General features: G+C 61.8%; 13 protein-coding genes and 2 pseudogenes. 11 read left to right on the top strand and 4 right to left on the bottom strand.

Features of this window, described 5'->3' with window-relative positions; translation table 11 throughout:
- The 11 genes and pseudogenes from AC0QTX_RS03310 to AC0QTX_RS03260 all read left to right on the top strand — a co-directional run.
- Positions 1-240 (top strand): annotated as a pseudogene (locus AC0QTX_RS03310) (dihydrodipicolinate synthase family protein); the annotation flags it as partial.
- A gap of 626 nt (positions 241-866) precedes the next feature.
- A pseudogene (locus tag AC0QTX_RS03305) lies at positions 867-2331 on the top strand (aldehyde dehydrogenase).
- A gap of 120 nt (positions 2332-2451) precedes the next feature.
- Complete coding sequence (locus AC0QTX_RS03300; protein WP_474602394.1) at positions 2452-3639, top strand: ABC transporter substrate-binding protein; 1188 nt, start codon at positions 2452-2454, stop codon at positions 3637-3639.
- 86 nt (positions 3640-3725) lie between these two features.
- Positions 3726-4397 carry a glutathione S-transferase family protein gene (locus AC0QTX_RS03295; protein ID WP_474602393.1) on the top strand — a complete coding sequence of 224 codons (672 nt, stop codon included), beginning with the start codon at positions 3726-3728 and terminating at the stop codon, positions 4395-4397.
- Positions 4394-5146, top strand: coding sequence for an ABC transporter ATP-binding protein (locus AC0QTX_RS03290; protein ID WP_474602392.1), 753 nt, complete (start codon positions 4394-4396; stop codon positions 5144-5146). Before AC0QTX_RS03295 ends, AC0QTX_RS03290 begins: the two co-directional genes overlap by 4 nt.
- Positions 5136-5843, top strand: coding sequence for an ABC transporter ATP-binding protein (locus tag AC0QTX_RS03285; RefSeq protein ID WP_474602391.1), 708 nt, complete (start codon positions 5136-5138; stop codon positions 5841-5843). The genes AC0QTX_RS03290 and AC0QTX_RS03285 overlap by 11 nt, the downstream gene beginning before the upstream one ends.
- Positions 5844-5846: 3 nt before the next feature.
- Entirely contained in the window at positions 5847-6734 is an 888-nt protein-coding gene (locus AC0QTX_RS03280; protein ID WP_474602390.1) for a branched-chain amino acid ABC transporter permease, read from the top strand.
- A 5-nt stretch (positions 6735-6739) separates the two neighbouring features.
- The gene (locus AC0QTX_RS03275) at positions 6740-7735 is read left to right on the top strand and encodes a branched-chain amino acid ABC transporter permease (protein WP_474602406.1); all 996 of its coding nucleotides are present in this window, start codon (positions 6740-6742) and stop codon (positions 7733-7735) included.
- A complete protein-coding gene (locus AC0QTX_RS03270) occupies positions 7732-8955 on the top strand; it encodes a CaiB/BaiF CoA transferase family protein (RefSeq protein ID WP_474602389.1) in 1224 nt (407 codons plus the stop codon). The genes AC0QTX_RS03275 and AC0QTX_RS03270 overlap by 4 nt, the downstream gene beginning before the upstream one ends.
- A 3-nt stretch (positions 8956-8958) precedes the next feature.
- Positions 8959-9888 (top strand): hydroxymethylglutaryl-CoA lyase, encoded by a 930-nt coding sequence (locus AC0QTX_RS03265; RefSeq protein ID WP_474602388.1) that lies wholly within the window; start codon positions 8959-8961, stop codon positions 9886-9888.
- A gap of 168 nt (positions 9889-10056) precedes the next feature.
- Positions 10057-10674: a helix-turn-helix domain-containing protein gene (locus AC0QTX_RS03260; protein ID WP_474602387.1), complete on the top strand. Its 618-nt coding sequence runs from the start codon at positions 10057-10059 to the stop codon at positions 10672-10674.
- Positions 10675-10715: 41 nt separating this feature from the next.
- Here the strand turns inward: AC0QTX_RS03260 and AC0QTX_RS03255 are convergent, their stop codons facing one another.
- The 4 genes from AC0QTX_RS03255 to AC0QTX_RS03240 form a co-directional block, all read right to left on the bottom strand.
- Positions 10716-11678 carry a catechol 2,3-dioxygenase gene (locus AC0QTX_RS03255; protein WP_474602405.1) on the bottom strand — a complete coding sequence of 321 codons (963 nt, stop codon included), beginning with the start codon at positions 11676-11678 and terminating at the stop codon, positions 10716-10718.
- Positions 11679-11753: 75 nt separating this feature from the next.
- Positions 11754-12887 (bottom strand): 5-methyltetrahydropteroyltriglutamate--homocysteine S-methyltransferase, encoded by a 1134-nt coding sequence (locus tag AC0QTX_RS03250; RefSeq protein WP_474602386.1) that lies wholly within the window; start codon positions 12885-12887, stop codon positions 11754-11756.
- Positions 12888-12911: 24 nt separating this feature from the next.
- A complete protein-coding gene (locus AC0QTX_RS03245; protein ID WP_474602385.1) occupies positions 12912-13646 on the bottom strand; it encodes an ABC transporter ATP-binding protein in 735 nt (244 codons plus the stop codon).
- Positions 13639-14391 (bottom strand): ABC transporter ATP-binding protein, encoded by a 753-nt coding sequence (locus AC0QTX_RS03240; RefSeq protein ID WP_474602384.1) that lies wholly within the window; start codon positions 14389-14391, stop codon positions 13639-13641. The genes AC0QTX_RS03245 and AC0QTX_RS03240 overlap by 8 nt, the downstream gene beginning before the upstream one ends.
- Between the last annotated feature and the right edge of the window lies 1 nt (position 14392).

The following is a 14392-nucleotide window of genomic DNA, read 5'->3' as shown; positions in this document are numbered from 1 at the left end:
CCTTACTTTGCCGGCGACCGCGAGGGGGCAGCAGCGGCCTACGAACGCTGGCTGCCGCTGATCAACTATGAGAACCGGCAATGCGGGCTCTCGGCCGCCAAGGTGTTGATGAAGGAAGGCGGCGTGATCCGCTCGGAGGCGGTGCGCCACCCGCTGCAGCCGCTACACCCGGAGACCAGAAGGGGCCTCATCGAGATCGCCCAGCGCCTCGATCCGCTCGTCCTGCGCTGGGGCCGGTAAGGCCCCGTAGCAGCCTGTCCTTCGCAGGAGTCCATGCTCTTCGGCGGCAGCGCCAGCTTATGGTTGTGGTTTTGTCCAACATAGCCCCTGAGGTCTGACACTCCTTCACGGGCTCATCCTGCGTGAGAGATGGGTCGGCCTCAGGAAACGCAGGATTTGGGCATCATCGAGAGTTCAACGCCTCCCTTGGCCACGCCCGACCCAAATACCAGGACGGGACAAGGGTGCCGTCTTGCTGATCCGACGCCATCACAAAAATCGAATTTGAGAACTGGGTGAGATTCCCCAGGCAGGCTCAAACGAGACCCGCATCATTGAGCAGCGGACCTCAACTTGGCGTGATTGCCTGAACATGGGTCGCGGTAAGCATCGGTTTCATACGAACCATGGTTACAACCCTTGGTTATGAGAAGCCTGCCGCGGGTCTCCTCAAGTTACAAAATCCACTATAGGAGATTTTCTCTATTGCCCAGCTGATTTCTACCATGGTAGACAAAGCAACGTTATAATGAAATCTAGGCCGGTGGGGCAAGGCTCGCAGTTATCAGATCATCCCACCGCTGCCTGAATGGGAGAGTATCGTGGGATCCTCAATCGTCGGAACATCGCCTCTCCAGGACTTCCGGATGCTGATCGGAGGCGAGTGGTGCGAGTCCTCATCAGGACGCTGGTTCGAGACGAAGGATCCCTACAGCGGCAAGCCATGGGCGCGACTGCCCCGCAGCAATGCCGATGATGTTGACCGCGCCGTGCGCGCCGCCCATACGGCGTTCACATCGGGCCCGTGGTCGAAGATGCTCGCCAGCGATCGCGGGATGCTCCTGTATCGTTTGGCCGATCTCATTGAGAAGAACGCACAGCGCTTGGCCGAGCTTGAGGTGCGGGACAACGGCAAGCTCATGGTCGAGATGCTGGGGCAGATGCGCTACATCCCGCGCTGGTTCCAGTACTATGGCGGCCTCGCGGACAAGATCGAAGGCGCAGTGACGCCGATCGATAAAGGGGACATGCTCCACTACATCCGCTACGAGCCCGTGGGCGTCGTCGGGGCGATCACACCCTGGAACTCGCCGCTGCTCCTGACCGTGTGGAAGCTCGCGCCCGCCCTTGCGGCCGGCAACACCGTCGTCATCAAGCCGTCGGAACATGCTTCCGTATCGATGCTGGCCTTTCTCGAGCTCTTCGAGCAGGCGGGCTTCCCTCCCGGTGTGGTGAATGTGGTCACCGGCTTCGGGCATGAGGCTGGCGCGGCTCTGGCGGAGCATCCGCTGGTGGACCGTATCGCTTTCACCGGGTCTGACGTCGGGGGCCGGCTGGTTTCGCGCGCGGCAGCGGAAAGCTTCAAGCGCGTGTCGCTGGAGCTTGGCGGCAAGTCGCCTCACATCATCTTCGAGGACGCTGATCTCGACGCGGCGGTGAAGGGCGTCATTTCTGGCATCTTTGCAGCGGCGGGGCAGACCTGCATGGCGGGCTCCCGCCTCATCGTTCACGAGAGCATTCACGACAGCTTCGTCGAAAAGCTGGTGGAGCGGATGCGGCAGGCGCGCCTTGGCGACCCGCGCAGCGACACCACCGACGTCGGCCCCATCGCGACCGAGCCGCAATTGACGAAGACGCTCGAATTCATCGACATCGCCCGGTCTGAGGGAGCGGTTTGCGCGCTCGGCGGCAAGCGGCCTGAGGCCGAGGGCCTGAAGGAAGGCTGGTTCGTCGAACCCACCATCTTCACGGGTGTCGACAACACCATGCACATCGCAAGGGAAGAGGTGTTCGGCCCGGTTCTCTCCGTTCTCAAGTTTAGCACCGACGACGAAGCGGTGGCGCTTGCCAACGATACGCCCTACGGGCTGGCCGCAGGATTGTGGAGCCAAAGCCTGGAGCGGGCGATCACGATGCCGCGCAGGCTGCGGGCAGGCACTGTCTGGGTGAATGCCTATCGCGTCGTCAGCTACATGGCGCCCTTCGGAGGCTTCAAAATCCTCGGGAATCGGGCGAGAGAACGGCAAGGCGGCGATCTACGAATACCTTGAGGCGAAGAGCGTCTTCATCAATCCGAAGTCGAGAATTTCCAACCCTTTCACCCTGCAATAGAGGCAGCGAACCGCTCAGTGCAGGTCGAAGGATCGGAAATCTGGAGGGACTTGGCAGGCAGTCCCATCGTCGCGCGGAGAGAACATCCGCAGAGCCTGCCGAAGTGAGAGGGAGGAAAACATGAACAACAAATGGAAGACACTGCTAAGCGCCGCTCTTCTATCGACTGCCCTGCCCCTGGCTGCCCTCGCTCAAGGCGGCCCGGTGAAGATCCTGGTGCTCGACGACATGTCCGGCATCTTCGCGGCAAACGGAGGCCCCGGCACGCTGCTGGCAGTTGAAGATGCAGGCGGCAAGGTGCTGGGCCGCCCTATCGAAATCGTGCATGCGGACCACCAGAACAAGCCTGACGTCGGCTCGGCTCAGGCTCAGCGCTACATCGAGGAGCACAAGATCCGCGCCATGACCCTTGGTGGATCGAGCGCAGTCGGCCTTGCCGCACAGGCGCGTGCAGCCGAGGCGAAGGTCTTCACCCTTGCCAGCGGCGCCTATGCGCCCAACTTCTCGGAAGCGCAATGCTCACCCTACGGCTTCCAGTTCGCGCCCTCGACGCAGGAACTGTCGCGCGCTGTGACCTCGCGCATCGTCGGAGAAGGCAAGAAGACTTGGTATCTGATCGCGGCGGATTACGTCTTCGGTCACACCCTGATCGCTGACGCAAGCAAGTCGATCCAGGCTGCCGGCGGCAAGGTGCTTGGGCAGACCCTGCATCCGCTCAATTCGAACGACATGGCCTCGGCCCTGCTGACGGCGCAGGGCTCGGGTGCCGACGTCATCGGCCTTGCCAATGCGGGCACCGATCTCGAGACCACAGTGAAGCAGGCCGGGCAGTTCGGCGTCGGCGGCAAGCTCGCCGCCATGATGGTCTACGAGAACAACATCGAGGCCCTGACCCTCGCGGCCTCAAAGGGCATGCGCATGTCGGTCTCGACCTACTGGGACCTGAACGACAAGACGCGCGCTCTAGCCAAGAGAATGATGGCGAAGAACGGCGGCAAGACCCCGACCATGGGCCACATGGGCGCTTATGGCGCGGTCACGCACTATCTGGAAGCGGTGAAGGCAGCCGGCACGGATGATCCGGACAAGGTGGCGGCAAAGATGCGGGAGTTCCCCATCACCACCGGCATCTGGGAAAACCCGCGCATTCAGGCCAACGGCCGCGTAACCTACGACATGCTGCTGGTCGAGGTGAAGACTCCTGCGGAATCGAAGGGGCCGAACGACCTCTACAAGATCGTCGCCAAGATCCCGGCTGAAGGTCTGTTCCGCACCGCCAAGGAAAGCGGCTGCCCGCACGTGAAGTGATCCCCCAGGCGGGATCGTCTACTCCAGCCCTCTAGAACCGCTTGGACCTGCTCGACAGAGCAGGTCCTCGATAGCGGAGATCTCCCATGAGACTCTATGTCAGCCCGACATCTCCCTACGCGCGTCTGGCGTGCGTCATGTGCCTCGAGGCTCGCCTCGGAGAACTGGAGATCATCATCCTGGATCCCTGGCAGAATCCTCCCGACTTGGTGGAGCATAATCCGGCCGGTCGGGTTCCGGCTCTGGTTGTAGGCTCGGGCGATGACGATGACGCGCAAACGATCACGGAATCGCTCCTGATCGCGGATTATGCGGCGCGCCGCTCGGGCGAGGCAGGGCGGCTGTGGTTTCAATCCGATGCTCAGAGCCAGCTTGGCGGGATCTGTCTCGGCATCATCGACGCTGCCGCTGCGATCATGGCAGGACGCATGGTCACATCGGGATCGGTCAGCGATACGGCGTTCGACTCCTCCTCTGTCGCCCGCCGTCGGCAAAACGCGACTCACCGCAGCCTGGATCGGCTGGAGCAGTTGATCATCGAGCAGCGGGATCCATTGTTGGCCCGGCCCGGGATCGCAGCCTTTCTTCCGGTGATCGTCGTTGAGTACCTGCAAATGCGGTTTGGCGGTGCCTTCGACTCCCCAAGCCGTCCGCAGCTGTCTGCTGTGGTGTCCATGCTGAAGGATCGCCCTTCGCTCGCCAGCACCCGGCCCCTCTTCACCAAGTTCACCCCACTCGACGGAGCGGCGACCCGATGAGCATCGTTCTCGAAGCGCGGCAGGTCAGCAAGAGTTTCGGTGGCTTCCTTGCCGTCAAGGGCGTGGATCTCAAGGTGCGGGAAGGCAGCATCCATGCCCTGATCGGCCCGAACGGCGCGGGCAAGACCACGCTCTTCGGTCTGCTCACGCGGTTCCACTCTGCAACATCAGGCAGCATCTTCTTACGGGGCGAGGACATCACCGGCAAAGGACCTGCCGATGTTGCCTTGCGGGGTCTTTGCCGCTCCTTTCAGATCTCCTCGATCTTTCCGGGCCTGACGCTGCGCGAGAATATACGTGTCGCTCTGCAACGCCGCCATGGGTCCAGCCATCAGTTCTGGCAGCCTTCGCGCGCTCTGCGCCGCTTCGACGAAGAGGCCGACCGACTGCTCCATCGCGTCGGGCTGGCCGCGCTGGCAAACCGGCTTTGTTCGGAAGTCTCCTACGGACGCAAACGCGCCCTTGAGATTGCCACCACCCTGGCCATGGAGCCGAAAGTTCTGCTGCTTGACGAACCGATTGCCGGAATGGCGGCAGGAGACATCCCGATGATCGTGGAGCTGATCCGCAGCGTCGCACAGGACCGCACCGTGGTGATGGTCGAGCACAATCTCTCGGTTGTCGAAAGCCTCTGCGACAGGGTCACCGTTCTGGTGCGCGGCGAAGTCATGGCGGAAGGCACCTACGGCGAGATCCGTGACAACGCCTCCGTGCGCCAGGCCTACATCGGAGCCGGCTATGAGGTATGAGCCCCTGCTTTGGATCGAGAACCTCGAGGGCTGGTATGGCGAAAGCCATATTCTCCATGGGGTCAATCTGTCGGTGCCGCGCGCTCAGACCGTTGCAATTCTGGGGCGAAACGGCGTGGGAAAGACCTCTACGCTGCGCGGCATCGTGGGGCTTCTGTCGCGAGCCACGGGTTCCGTCCGCATGAACGGCACGGAACTGATTGGCATGCCACGTCACCGCATCGCCTGTACGGGCATCGGTTACGTTCCCGAGGAACGTGGCATCTATGCGTCGCTATCTGTTCAGGAGAACCTCGATCTGCTGCCCAGGATCAGCGATCGCGGGATGAGCCTGGAGCGGATCTTCGATCTCTTTCCCAATCTCAAGGAGCGACGGCGCGCTGCCGGAGGGACCCTCTCGGGAGGCGAGCAGCAGATGCTGTCCATCGCGCGCGTGCTACGGGCAGGGCCTGAGCTTCTCATCCTCGATGAGCCGACCGAAGGTCTGTCGCCCGTCCTCGTCCAGCATATCGGCCGCGTCCTCAACGGGCTGAAAAAGGATGGCCTGACCATGCTGCTGGTCGAGCAGAACTTTCACTTCGCGCGTCACCTGGCGGATCATTTCTACCTCATGGAGGAAGGGCAAGTAGTTGATGACTTCCCTGCCCGCGACCTCGACGCGCGTCTCGACACTATCTCCAGCCTGATCGGAATATAGGCCGTGACAATGATCTTCGGCGTTCCTCTCGTTGCGCTGGCCTCCCAGCTCGTGATCGGCCTGTTCAATGGCGCTTTCTACGCTCTCCTCAGCCTCGGCCTCGGGGTGATCTTCGGCTTGCTTCGGGTTGTCAATTTCACCCATGGCGCATTCTACACCGTAGGAGCCTTCGCGGCTTTCCTTCTGACCAGCCACGCAGGCTTCAGTTTTTGGGCCTGCCTTGTCATCGCTCCCCTCATCGTTGCCGTACTGGCAGCCGTGCTGGAGCGATCACTCCTGAGGAAGCTCTACGGTCTCGATGCGCTCTACGGACTTCTACTGACATTCGGCATCGCCTTGCTCATCGAAGGCCTGCTCCAGTTCTACTTCGGCGTGGCCGGGCAGCCGTATCAGGTGCCAGCCATCCTCAGCGGCACGAGCAATCTCGGATTCATGTATCTGCCGCACTACCGCGCTTTCGCCATCGGGATCTCACTTCTGCTTTGCCTGCTCACCTGGCTGATTATCGAATATACCTCGCTCGGCGCAAAACTCCGCGCCGCGACTGAGAACAGCCGCCTGCTCGAAGTCTTCGGCGTCAACGTCCCTCTCCTTCTGACATGCACCTACGCCTTCGGCGGAGCTCTGGCCGGCTTTGCAGGCGTTGTCGCAGCGCCGGTTTTCCAGGTCAGCCCGCTCATGGGCGCCAACCTCATCATCGTTGTGTTTGCGGTGGTCATCATCGGCGGCCTCGGGTCGATTACCGGCGCCATCGTCAGCGGATTGATGCTGGGCACGCTGGAGGCACTGGCTAAAGTCTACTGGCCGCCGTCCGCAAACCTCGTGCCATTCCTCATCATGGCTGTGGTGCTCTTCCTGCGCCCGCGCGGACTGTTCGGAAAAGGGGAATGATCACCATGGTCTCCGCATCGCCCTCTCTTCCTCTGCAACGGCGCAAGCACCTCAACATCGGTCTGCTGCTTGCGGGCTTGGCGCTCATGGCCGTAGCCCCATTGTTTCTTTATCCCGTCTTTCTGATGAAGCTGTTGTGCTTCGGCCTCTTCGCATCGGCATTGAATCTCGTCTTGGGCTACGGCGGCATGGTGGCCTTCGGGCATGCAACCTTCTTTGGGGGAGCCGCCTACATCACGGCCCATGCCATCAAGGAATGGGGCTTCGGAGCGGGATCCGGTCTCATGATCGGTGTCGCCTTCGGGCTCGTAACCGGCTTTCTCATGGGCATCATCGCAATTCGGCGACAGGGCTTCTACTTCGCCATGACGACGCTTGCGCTCTCGCAGATGGCCTATTTCGCCTTTTTCCAGGCGCCGTTTACGAATGCCGAGGACGGCATCCAGCGTGTGCCGCGACCCGACTTCCTCGGCCTCGTGTCACTTACAGACAACACGAGGCTCTACTACTTTGTCCTGGCCGTGTTCCTGATCGGCATGGCGGTGATCTGGAGGGTCGTTCACTCGCCTTTCGGCGCCTCCTTGACCGCCATTCGCGAGAACGAGCCCCGTGCCTTGTCCCTGGGCTATCATACCAACCGCTACAAGCTGACCGTCTTCGTCATCTCGGCCGCGCTCTCGGGGCTTGCCGGATCACTCAAGGTTCTCGTCTTCCAGATTGCGACGCTCACCGACGTCGCCTGGCAGATGTCGGGGGAAGTGATCCTCATGACGCTTCTGGGAGGTGTCGGCACCTTCCTCGGCCCGGTTATCGGCGCCGCTCTCGTGTTGACCATCCAGAACTATCTGGCCTCGACCGCGGTGCCGGTCACGATCTTCATCGGGGCCGCCTTCATCATCTGCGTCATGCTCTTCCGCAAAGGGATCGTGGGCGAAATCATCGCATATCTTACCGGCCGATGGTTGAACGACCCGGACCGTCAGAAGGTGGAGCCGCAATGACAGCCGCGCAGCCCATCGCTTCCGAGAGCCTGCCGCTGGAGGGCCTGAGGGTTCTCGAGATCGGACACTACATTGCCGCACCCTTCGCCACCAGACTCCTGGCTGATCTTGGCGCGGAGGTGATCAAGGTGGAGCCTCCGGTTTCAGGTGACCCCGTGCGCAGATGGGGAGCGGCGCGTGACGGATACAGCTATTGGTGGTCCGTTCATGGCCGGAACAAGAAATGCGTCACCCTCGACCTGAAGTCGGATGAGGGCCGCTCCCTCTTGGAGCAGCTGGTGGCGCAATCCGACGCTCTCGTCGAGAACCTGCGTCCCCGGCAGCTGGCGCGGCTTGGCTTCGATGACGCACGGCTGCACGAGATCCGTCCGGATCTGGTGATATGCCACGTCTCCGGGTATGGGTTGACAGGGCCCTTGGCCGAGAGGGCATGTTTCGGCGCCATCGGCGAAGCATTGGGCGGGTTGCGCCATCTTTCGAACCACACGCCCGGTACCACGGATCTGCCCCCCGTGCGGGTGGGCATCAGCATCGGCGATTCACTTGCCGGCCTCTATGCCGCGATAGCGGTCTTGGCGGGCCTCTGGTCCAAAGCGCCCACCGGCAGAGTAGCGGATGTGGCCCTGACCGAGGCTGTTCTGAGCGTCATGGAGGGCGTGCTGCCGGAATATGGCGCCACCGGCGTCGTGCGCGAGCCATCGGGCGGCCGCATCAGCACCGCTGCACCGACGAATGCATTCCCAACGGCTGACGGCGGCTGGGTCCTGATTGCGGCCAACTCCGATGCGCTGTTCCGAACCCTGTGCAGTTTGATGGGACGGCCGGAACTGGCGGAAGACTCCCGTTACCACGACAATCCGGCTCGCTGCCGGAATGTCGACGCCCTTGAGGCCGAAATTGCCACATGGACCCGCCAGCAAGATGCGCGGTCTCTCGAACACAGGCTGGCGGAGGCTGATATCCCGTCCAGCCGCGTCTATACGGCCGCCGACATCGCCGAGGATTCCCAGTACAACGCTCGCAGGATGGTGCAGTGGGTCGAGGATCCACGGCTGGGCCGCGTGCTTCATCCAGGAACCGTGCCGATGTTTGGTCCCGCCTCCCGCCAGATCCGCTGGGCTGGCCCCGGCGTGGGAGCGCACAACAGGGAAGTCTACGGCGATCTTCTGAAGATGGATGAGGCTCAGTTGGATCGACTTTCCCGAAACGGGACCATCTGAGCCGTGACCCGCTTGCCCGATCGCGTGTCAATCACCGAAGTAGGCCTGCGCGACGGCTTGCAGATAGAGAAACGCATTCTGTCCACGGACGAGAAGCTGGCATTGGCCCGCCTGTTGATTGATGCCGGCCACACCAGCCTAGAGCTGACATCCTTCGTCTCTCCCGCACGCGTACCTCAGCTCGCGGATGCTGAGGAGGTTTTTGCTGCATTTCGCCATATCAGGGATGTTGAGCTCAAGGCGTTGGTTCCTAATGTCCGCGGTGCCGAGCGCGCTATGGCTGCCCAGGCCGATCTGCTGGTGTTCGTTCTCTCGGCCACCGACTCCCATGGGATACGCAACCTCAACCGAGTTTCTCATCAGTCTCTGACCGAGTTGCACGAGATCGTCACACTGGCCACTGCAGCCAGAGTCCGCGTCGACGTTTCGCTCTCCGTCGCGTTCGGCTGTCCCTTCGAAGGCGATGTACCGGTCGAGCAGGTGATCGATCTGGCAGGCGAAATCCAAAGGATAGGAGTCCAGCGCATCACATTCTGCGACACGACCGGAATGGCCACGCCGCGCCAGGTCCAGATGCTCGCCGGAACCTTGATGGAGAAGCTGCCTGAAATCGATCCGGCATTCCATTTTCACAACACGCGCGGGCTCGGTTTGGTGGGAGTATTGGTTGCGCTACAGGAGGGGATCGTACGCTTCGAAAGCAGTGTGGGCGGCCTCGGAGGATGCCCGTTCGCCCCTAACGCCGCCGGAAACGTCTGTACGGAGGACATGGTTCATATGCTTCACGAAATGGGCATTGCAACGGGCCTGGACCTCACGAGACTGATGAAAGCGGCACGATTGGCCGAGCAACTGGTGGGCCGCACGCTCGACGGGCAAGTCATGAAGGCAGGTCCGCGCCTCCCTCCTCTTGATCGCGATGGGCGAGAGTGATGCGTCGCCGGCGCCTGCAAGCGGCATCTGATCGTTGTCTCGACTGGAATGAGCGTCAGCGACGCTGCCCTGCGATGCCTCGGCGCGTGTGCAAGTTCTCACGCGGTTCAGGGTCTCTCACTTCATATTATCTCGTTCGAGCTTGATCCAATGCATACACCCCCTCCCGTGATCCAAGATGCTGAGGGTAGCAGTGAATCTGCTGAAGAGTTGCTGTCGGTTCTCGGACTGCATCTACGTGAACTCCGACGGGCACAGAACCTGACTCTGGCGATGCTGGCCCAGCGGGCCCAAGTCAGCCGGGCCATGATCTCGAAAATTGAGCGCGGCGAGAAGATGCCCACCGTAGGGATCCTGGTGCGCATTGCTACCGGGCTCAATGTGAGTCTTTCTGCACTGCTTGGAGAACAAGCCCAGTCTGCCTCTATTCAGCTGCAGCGCGCCAACCGTCGAAGCCGTTTTCGCGATCCCTCGACTGGTCTGGAAAGAGAAGCCGTTTTCTCCCCTGCGGAAGGTGATGGCATTGAGGTCGTTCGACACATCCTGCCCGGGCTTCAATCGACCGGTCTGCTCTCCCCCTATCCCGTTCCGACTCGCAAGCTCGTTTTCTCGCCAAACGGGCCGCTCGTCGTCAAGATCGGAGATGAGACGTTCTGCATGGAGCCCGGTGACGCGCTGCGCTTCGATGTGACGACCGCCTACAGCTTCTCCAATCCAGAGGCGATCCCGGTCAGCTACTATTTGTTCATGTCGCGGCATGGAAACGCCGTGAGACCTGCTCTGTAGAATTCTTTGCAGCAGCAGGCCCACATTCAAGAGAATAAGGCTCAGCCAGCGTCTCCGACAGGTGGTGTTCCGTAGGTATGGAACGACTCGACTGTCTTCATCCCCCAAGCCTGCCCCTTCTTGCGCTCTTCCTCGGTCCAGACGATAGGCTTCCAGTCAGGCGCGAGGATGAGTCGGGCGCCCGCATTGCAGACCTCGACCCGATTGCCTCCGGGTTCGTAGACGTAGAGGAAGAACGTTTGCTGGACTGCGTGCTTGTGCGGCCCGGATTCGATGGGCACACCTGCTTCGAGGAAGATGTCGGCAGCCCGGAGAACATCCTCACGGCTGTCGAGGGCATAGGTCAGGTGGTGGAAGCGCCCCTTGCCCCCCGTGTGGTCACGGGTGAAGGCGAAGTCGTAGCTCTTGTTCGTGAGGGTCATCCACATGCCGGCCTCGACCCCGTCATTCTGGATGATCTGCTCGGTCAGCCGGCATCCGAGATAATCTTCGAAAAAGATTCGGTTCGCGCGAATGTCGGACGCCAGGCAGTTCAGGTGGTCGAGGCGCCGCACGTTCACGCCGCGGGCCGGAAAGCGTTGAGCCTGGTTCTTCAGCGCAGGTCTCAATTCGGGCGGAGCGACATACCATTCGGTCTCGAAATAGAGCTCGAGCATATGTCCGTCAGGATCGCGGCACAGGAAGGCCGGCCCGTGACCGACATCGCCATCCGTCCAGCCGATGTCATAGCCGGAACCTTTAAGAGCAGCGACCCGCCGCTCCAGCGCCTGCTGGCTCCTGGCCCGGAAAGCCATGTGGCCCATCCCGGGCTGTTTCGAAGCGGTCAGCTTGAGGGAGTAGCGCTCATAATCGTCCCAGCCACGAAGATAGACCGAGTCGCCCTGCCGGCCGCTTTCAGTCATGCCGAGCACGTCGACGAAGAAATGCAGGCTCTCGTCCGGCTTCGGCGTGAGCAACTCGAGATGCCCCAGGTGAGCCAAGTCGAGCACAGGTTCATGTTGCATCGCCATGTCTATCGCTTCTGTGAACCTGTAGGGCGGGAGCCCGGAGCGTTTGGCATCCGGGCTCCCGGCTGACGGTCAGGCCGCCTTCTTGGCCCCGGAGCCGGGACTACCCCAGACTTCCTCGGCGATCTCGACGATCATGCGCAGCTTCGCCCACTGCTCCTCCTCGGCGAGCGTGTTACCCTCCTCCGTGGAGGCGAAGCCGCATTGTGGCGAGAGGCAGAGCTGGTCGAGGTCCACATACTTGGCAGCTTCGTCGATGCGGCGCTTGATATCGTCCTTCTTCTCGAGAACGCCGGTCTTGGAGGTCACGAGACCGAGGACGACGGACTTGCCCTTCGGCAGGAAACGCAGGGGCTCGAATCCACCGGCGCGATCCGTGTCCCATTCCATGAAGTAGCCATCAACCGGCATGCGGTTGAAGAGCACATCGGCCACGGGCTCATAGCCGCCGGATGCGATGAAGGTGGAGCGGAAGTTGCCACGGCACAGGTGCATCGTGATGGCCAGATCGCTCGGCTTGTCCTTGAGCGCCTCGCGCACCATGCCGGCATAGATCTCGGGCTGCTTCTCAGGGTCGTCCCCCCGCTGGCGCAGCATCTCGCGCTGGTCTGGATCGCAGAGGTAGGCGAAGGAGATGTCATCGAGCTGGAGATAGCGGCAACCCGCGTCGTAGAAGGAATGAACGGCCTTGTTGTAGGCTTGACCGACATCGGCATAGAAGTCGTCCATGTTCGGATAGACGCCCATGTTCATCATCTTCCGGCCGCCGCGGTAGTGCAGCATGCTCGGGCCAGGGATCGTCATCTTCGCGACGCGATCCGTGTTGTCCTTCACGAACCGGAAATGGTCGATCATCGGATGATGACCGGAGAAGCCGACCTTGCCGGTTACGCGCAGCGCTTTGGCAATGCCGACGCCGCCCTTGAAGTTCATGCCGGAATCGGCTTCGACCGAGGTGACACCGTCGAGATGCTCCAGGAAGTCGAAATGCCAGTAGGCGCGCCGGAACTCGCCGTCCGTTACAGCCTGCAGGCCGATTTCCTCCTGACGCTTGATGAGAGCGCGGATCTCACGATTCTCGACCTCCTTCAGGGCCTCATCCGAGATCTCCCCGGCGTGATGCCTGTGGCGAGCGTCCTTCAGTGCCGCAGTGCGCAGAAGGCTGCCGACCATGTCGGCGCGGAAGGGCGGGTTGGTGCGTTGCATGGGTCAATCCTCCAATGTGTCGTTTCAGTGAGATATGGCGCGGATCGGCTTCTTCTTTGCCGTCACGCCCAGGTGCTGTTCGAGAGCCGCCGGGTCCTCGATCAGGACCCGGCTCGAGCTCGCATGAACGATGGCGCCCCGATCGAGAATGAGCGCGTTGTCGGTCACGCCGAGAATCTTCTGGGCATGCTGCTCGACGATGATTGCCGACATGCCCTCCCCGCGGATGATCCGTGTCAGGGCCGCAAGCAGCTCCTCGATGATGATGGGCGCGAGACCCTCGGTTGGCTCATCCAGCAACAGGAGCTTGGGATTGAGAACGAGCGCGCGGGCAACCGCCAGCATCTGCTGCTCGCCGCCCGAGAGTTGGTTGCCGAGATTGGTCCGGCGCTCCTTGAGGCGGGGGAACATCTCGTAGACGCGGTTCACGGTCCAGGGTCCAGGGCGGGCCACCGCCGTCAGGTTCTCCTCCACCGTGAGGGACTTGAAGATATTGCGCTCCTGCGGAACCCAGCCGATGCCCGCATGAGCGCGCTTGTCGGGGCGTGTGGTCGTCAGGTTCTGGCCATCAAGAATGATGGAGCCGCCGCGGTGTCGGGTGACGCCGATGATGGTGTTGAGGAGCGTTGTCTTGCCTGTTCCGTTGCGACCGAGCACGGCGAGGGACTCGCCGGACTTGAGACGCAGGTCGATGCTCGAAATGACGATGGCGTCGCCATAGCCGGCGGAGACCTGCCGCAGGGTAAGAAGCTCACTCATCGATGCTCTCCCCGAGATAGACGGCCCGGACCCTTGGATCGGTCGAGACCTCCTCGACCGTACCTTCCGTGAAGAGCGCTCCGTTGACCAAAACAGAGATTCGGTCCGCAAAGCTGAAGACCAGATCCATGTCATGCTCGATCAGGAGAACGGAGACATCGCGCGGGAGCGCCGCCACTGTTGCCAGCAGTTCGTGCCGCTCCGCCTCCGGTACGCCGGCAGCCGGCTCGTCCAGCAGGAGCACCCGCGGCCTGCAGGCGAAAGCCACGGCGATCTCCAGAAGCCGTTGCTTGCCGTATGCCAGATTGGAGGTTCGCTCATCGAGCACATCGGTGAGACGGAAGCGCTGCGCAATGTCGACGATCTCGCCGATGATCTCCCGCCTGCTCCCTGTCACGCGCCACCAGTCTCGCCCACCCCCGGTGCGCTCGGACACCGCAAGGCCGATGGTTTCAAGCGGGGTCATGGCCGGAAAGAGCTGGTTGATCTGGAAGGTGCGCGCAAGCCCGCGCTGCACCCGCAACTCGGGGCGCAGTCCTGAAATCTCCTGACCTTCGAGGAAGATCTGTCCGGCTGTCGGCTTGATAACGCCGGTGAGCAGGTTGATGAAAGTGGTCTTGCCGGCGCCATTGGGGCCGATCAGGGCATGACGCGCGCCCTGCTCCAGCTTGAACGACACGTTGTCCGTTGCTACGAGGCCGCCGAAACGTTTGACGAGGCCTCTGGTTTCGAGCGCGATCGTCATG

This window comes from Microvirga sp. jy35, from assembly GCF_056148915.1.
Note: the sequence above shows the minus strand (reverse complement) of the source record. Positions and strands in the feature narration are given on the sequence as shown.

What these genes read in the sequence shown, in the direction of transcription:
- AC0QTX_RS03300 (WP_474602394.1), top strand. Translation starts at nt 2,452, where the DNA reads ATGAACAACAAATGGAAGACACTGCTAAGCGCCGCTCTTCTATCGACT.
- AC0QTX_RS03295 (WP_474602393.1), top strand. Translation starts at nt 3,726, where the DNA reads ATGAGACTCTATGTCAGCCCGACATCTCCCTACGCGCGTCTGGCGTGC.
- AC0QTX_RS03290 (WP_474602392.1), top strand. Translation starts at nt 4,394, where the DNA reads ATGAGCATCGTTCTCGAAGCGCGGCAGGTCAGCAAGAGTTTCGGTGGC.
- AC0QTX_RS03285 (WP_474602391.1), top strand. Translation starts at nt 5,136, where the DNA reads ATGAGGTATGAGCCCCTGCTTTGGATCGAGAACCTCGAGGGCTGGTAT.
- AC0QTX_RS03275 (WP_474602406.1), top strand. Translation starts at nt 6,740, where the DNA reads ATGGTCTCCGCATCGCCCTCTCTTCCTCTGCAACGGCGCAAGCACCTC.
- AC0QTX_RS03270 (WP_474602389.1), top strand. Translation starts at nt 7,732, where the DNA reads ATGACAGCCGCGCAGCCCATCGCTTCCGAGAGCCTGCCGCTGGAGGGC.
- AC0QTX_RS03255 (WP_474602405.1), bottom strand. Translation starts at nt 11,678, where the DNA reads ATGCAACATGAACCTGTGCTCGACTTGGCTCACCTGGGGCATCTCGAG.
- AC0QTX_RS03250 (WP_474602386.1), bottom strand. Translation starts at nt 12,887, where the DNA reads ATGCAACGCACCAACCCGCCCTTCCGCGCCGACATGGTCGGCAGCCTT.
- AC0QTX_RS03245 (WP_474602385.1), bottom strand. Translation starts at nt 13,646, where the DNA reads ATGAGTGAGCTTCTTACCCTGCGGCAGGTCTCCGCCGGCTATGGCGAC.
- AC0QTX_RS03240 (WP_474602384.1), bottom strand. Translation starts at nt 14,391, where the DNA reads ATGACGATCGCGCTCGAAACCAGAGGCCTCGTCAAACGTTTCGGCGGC.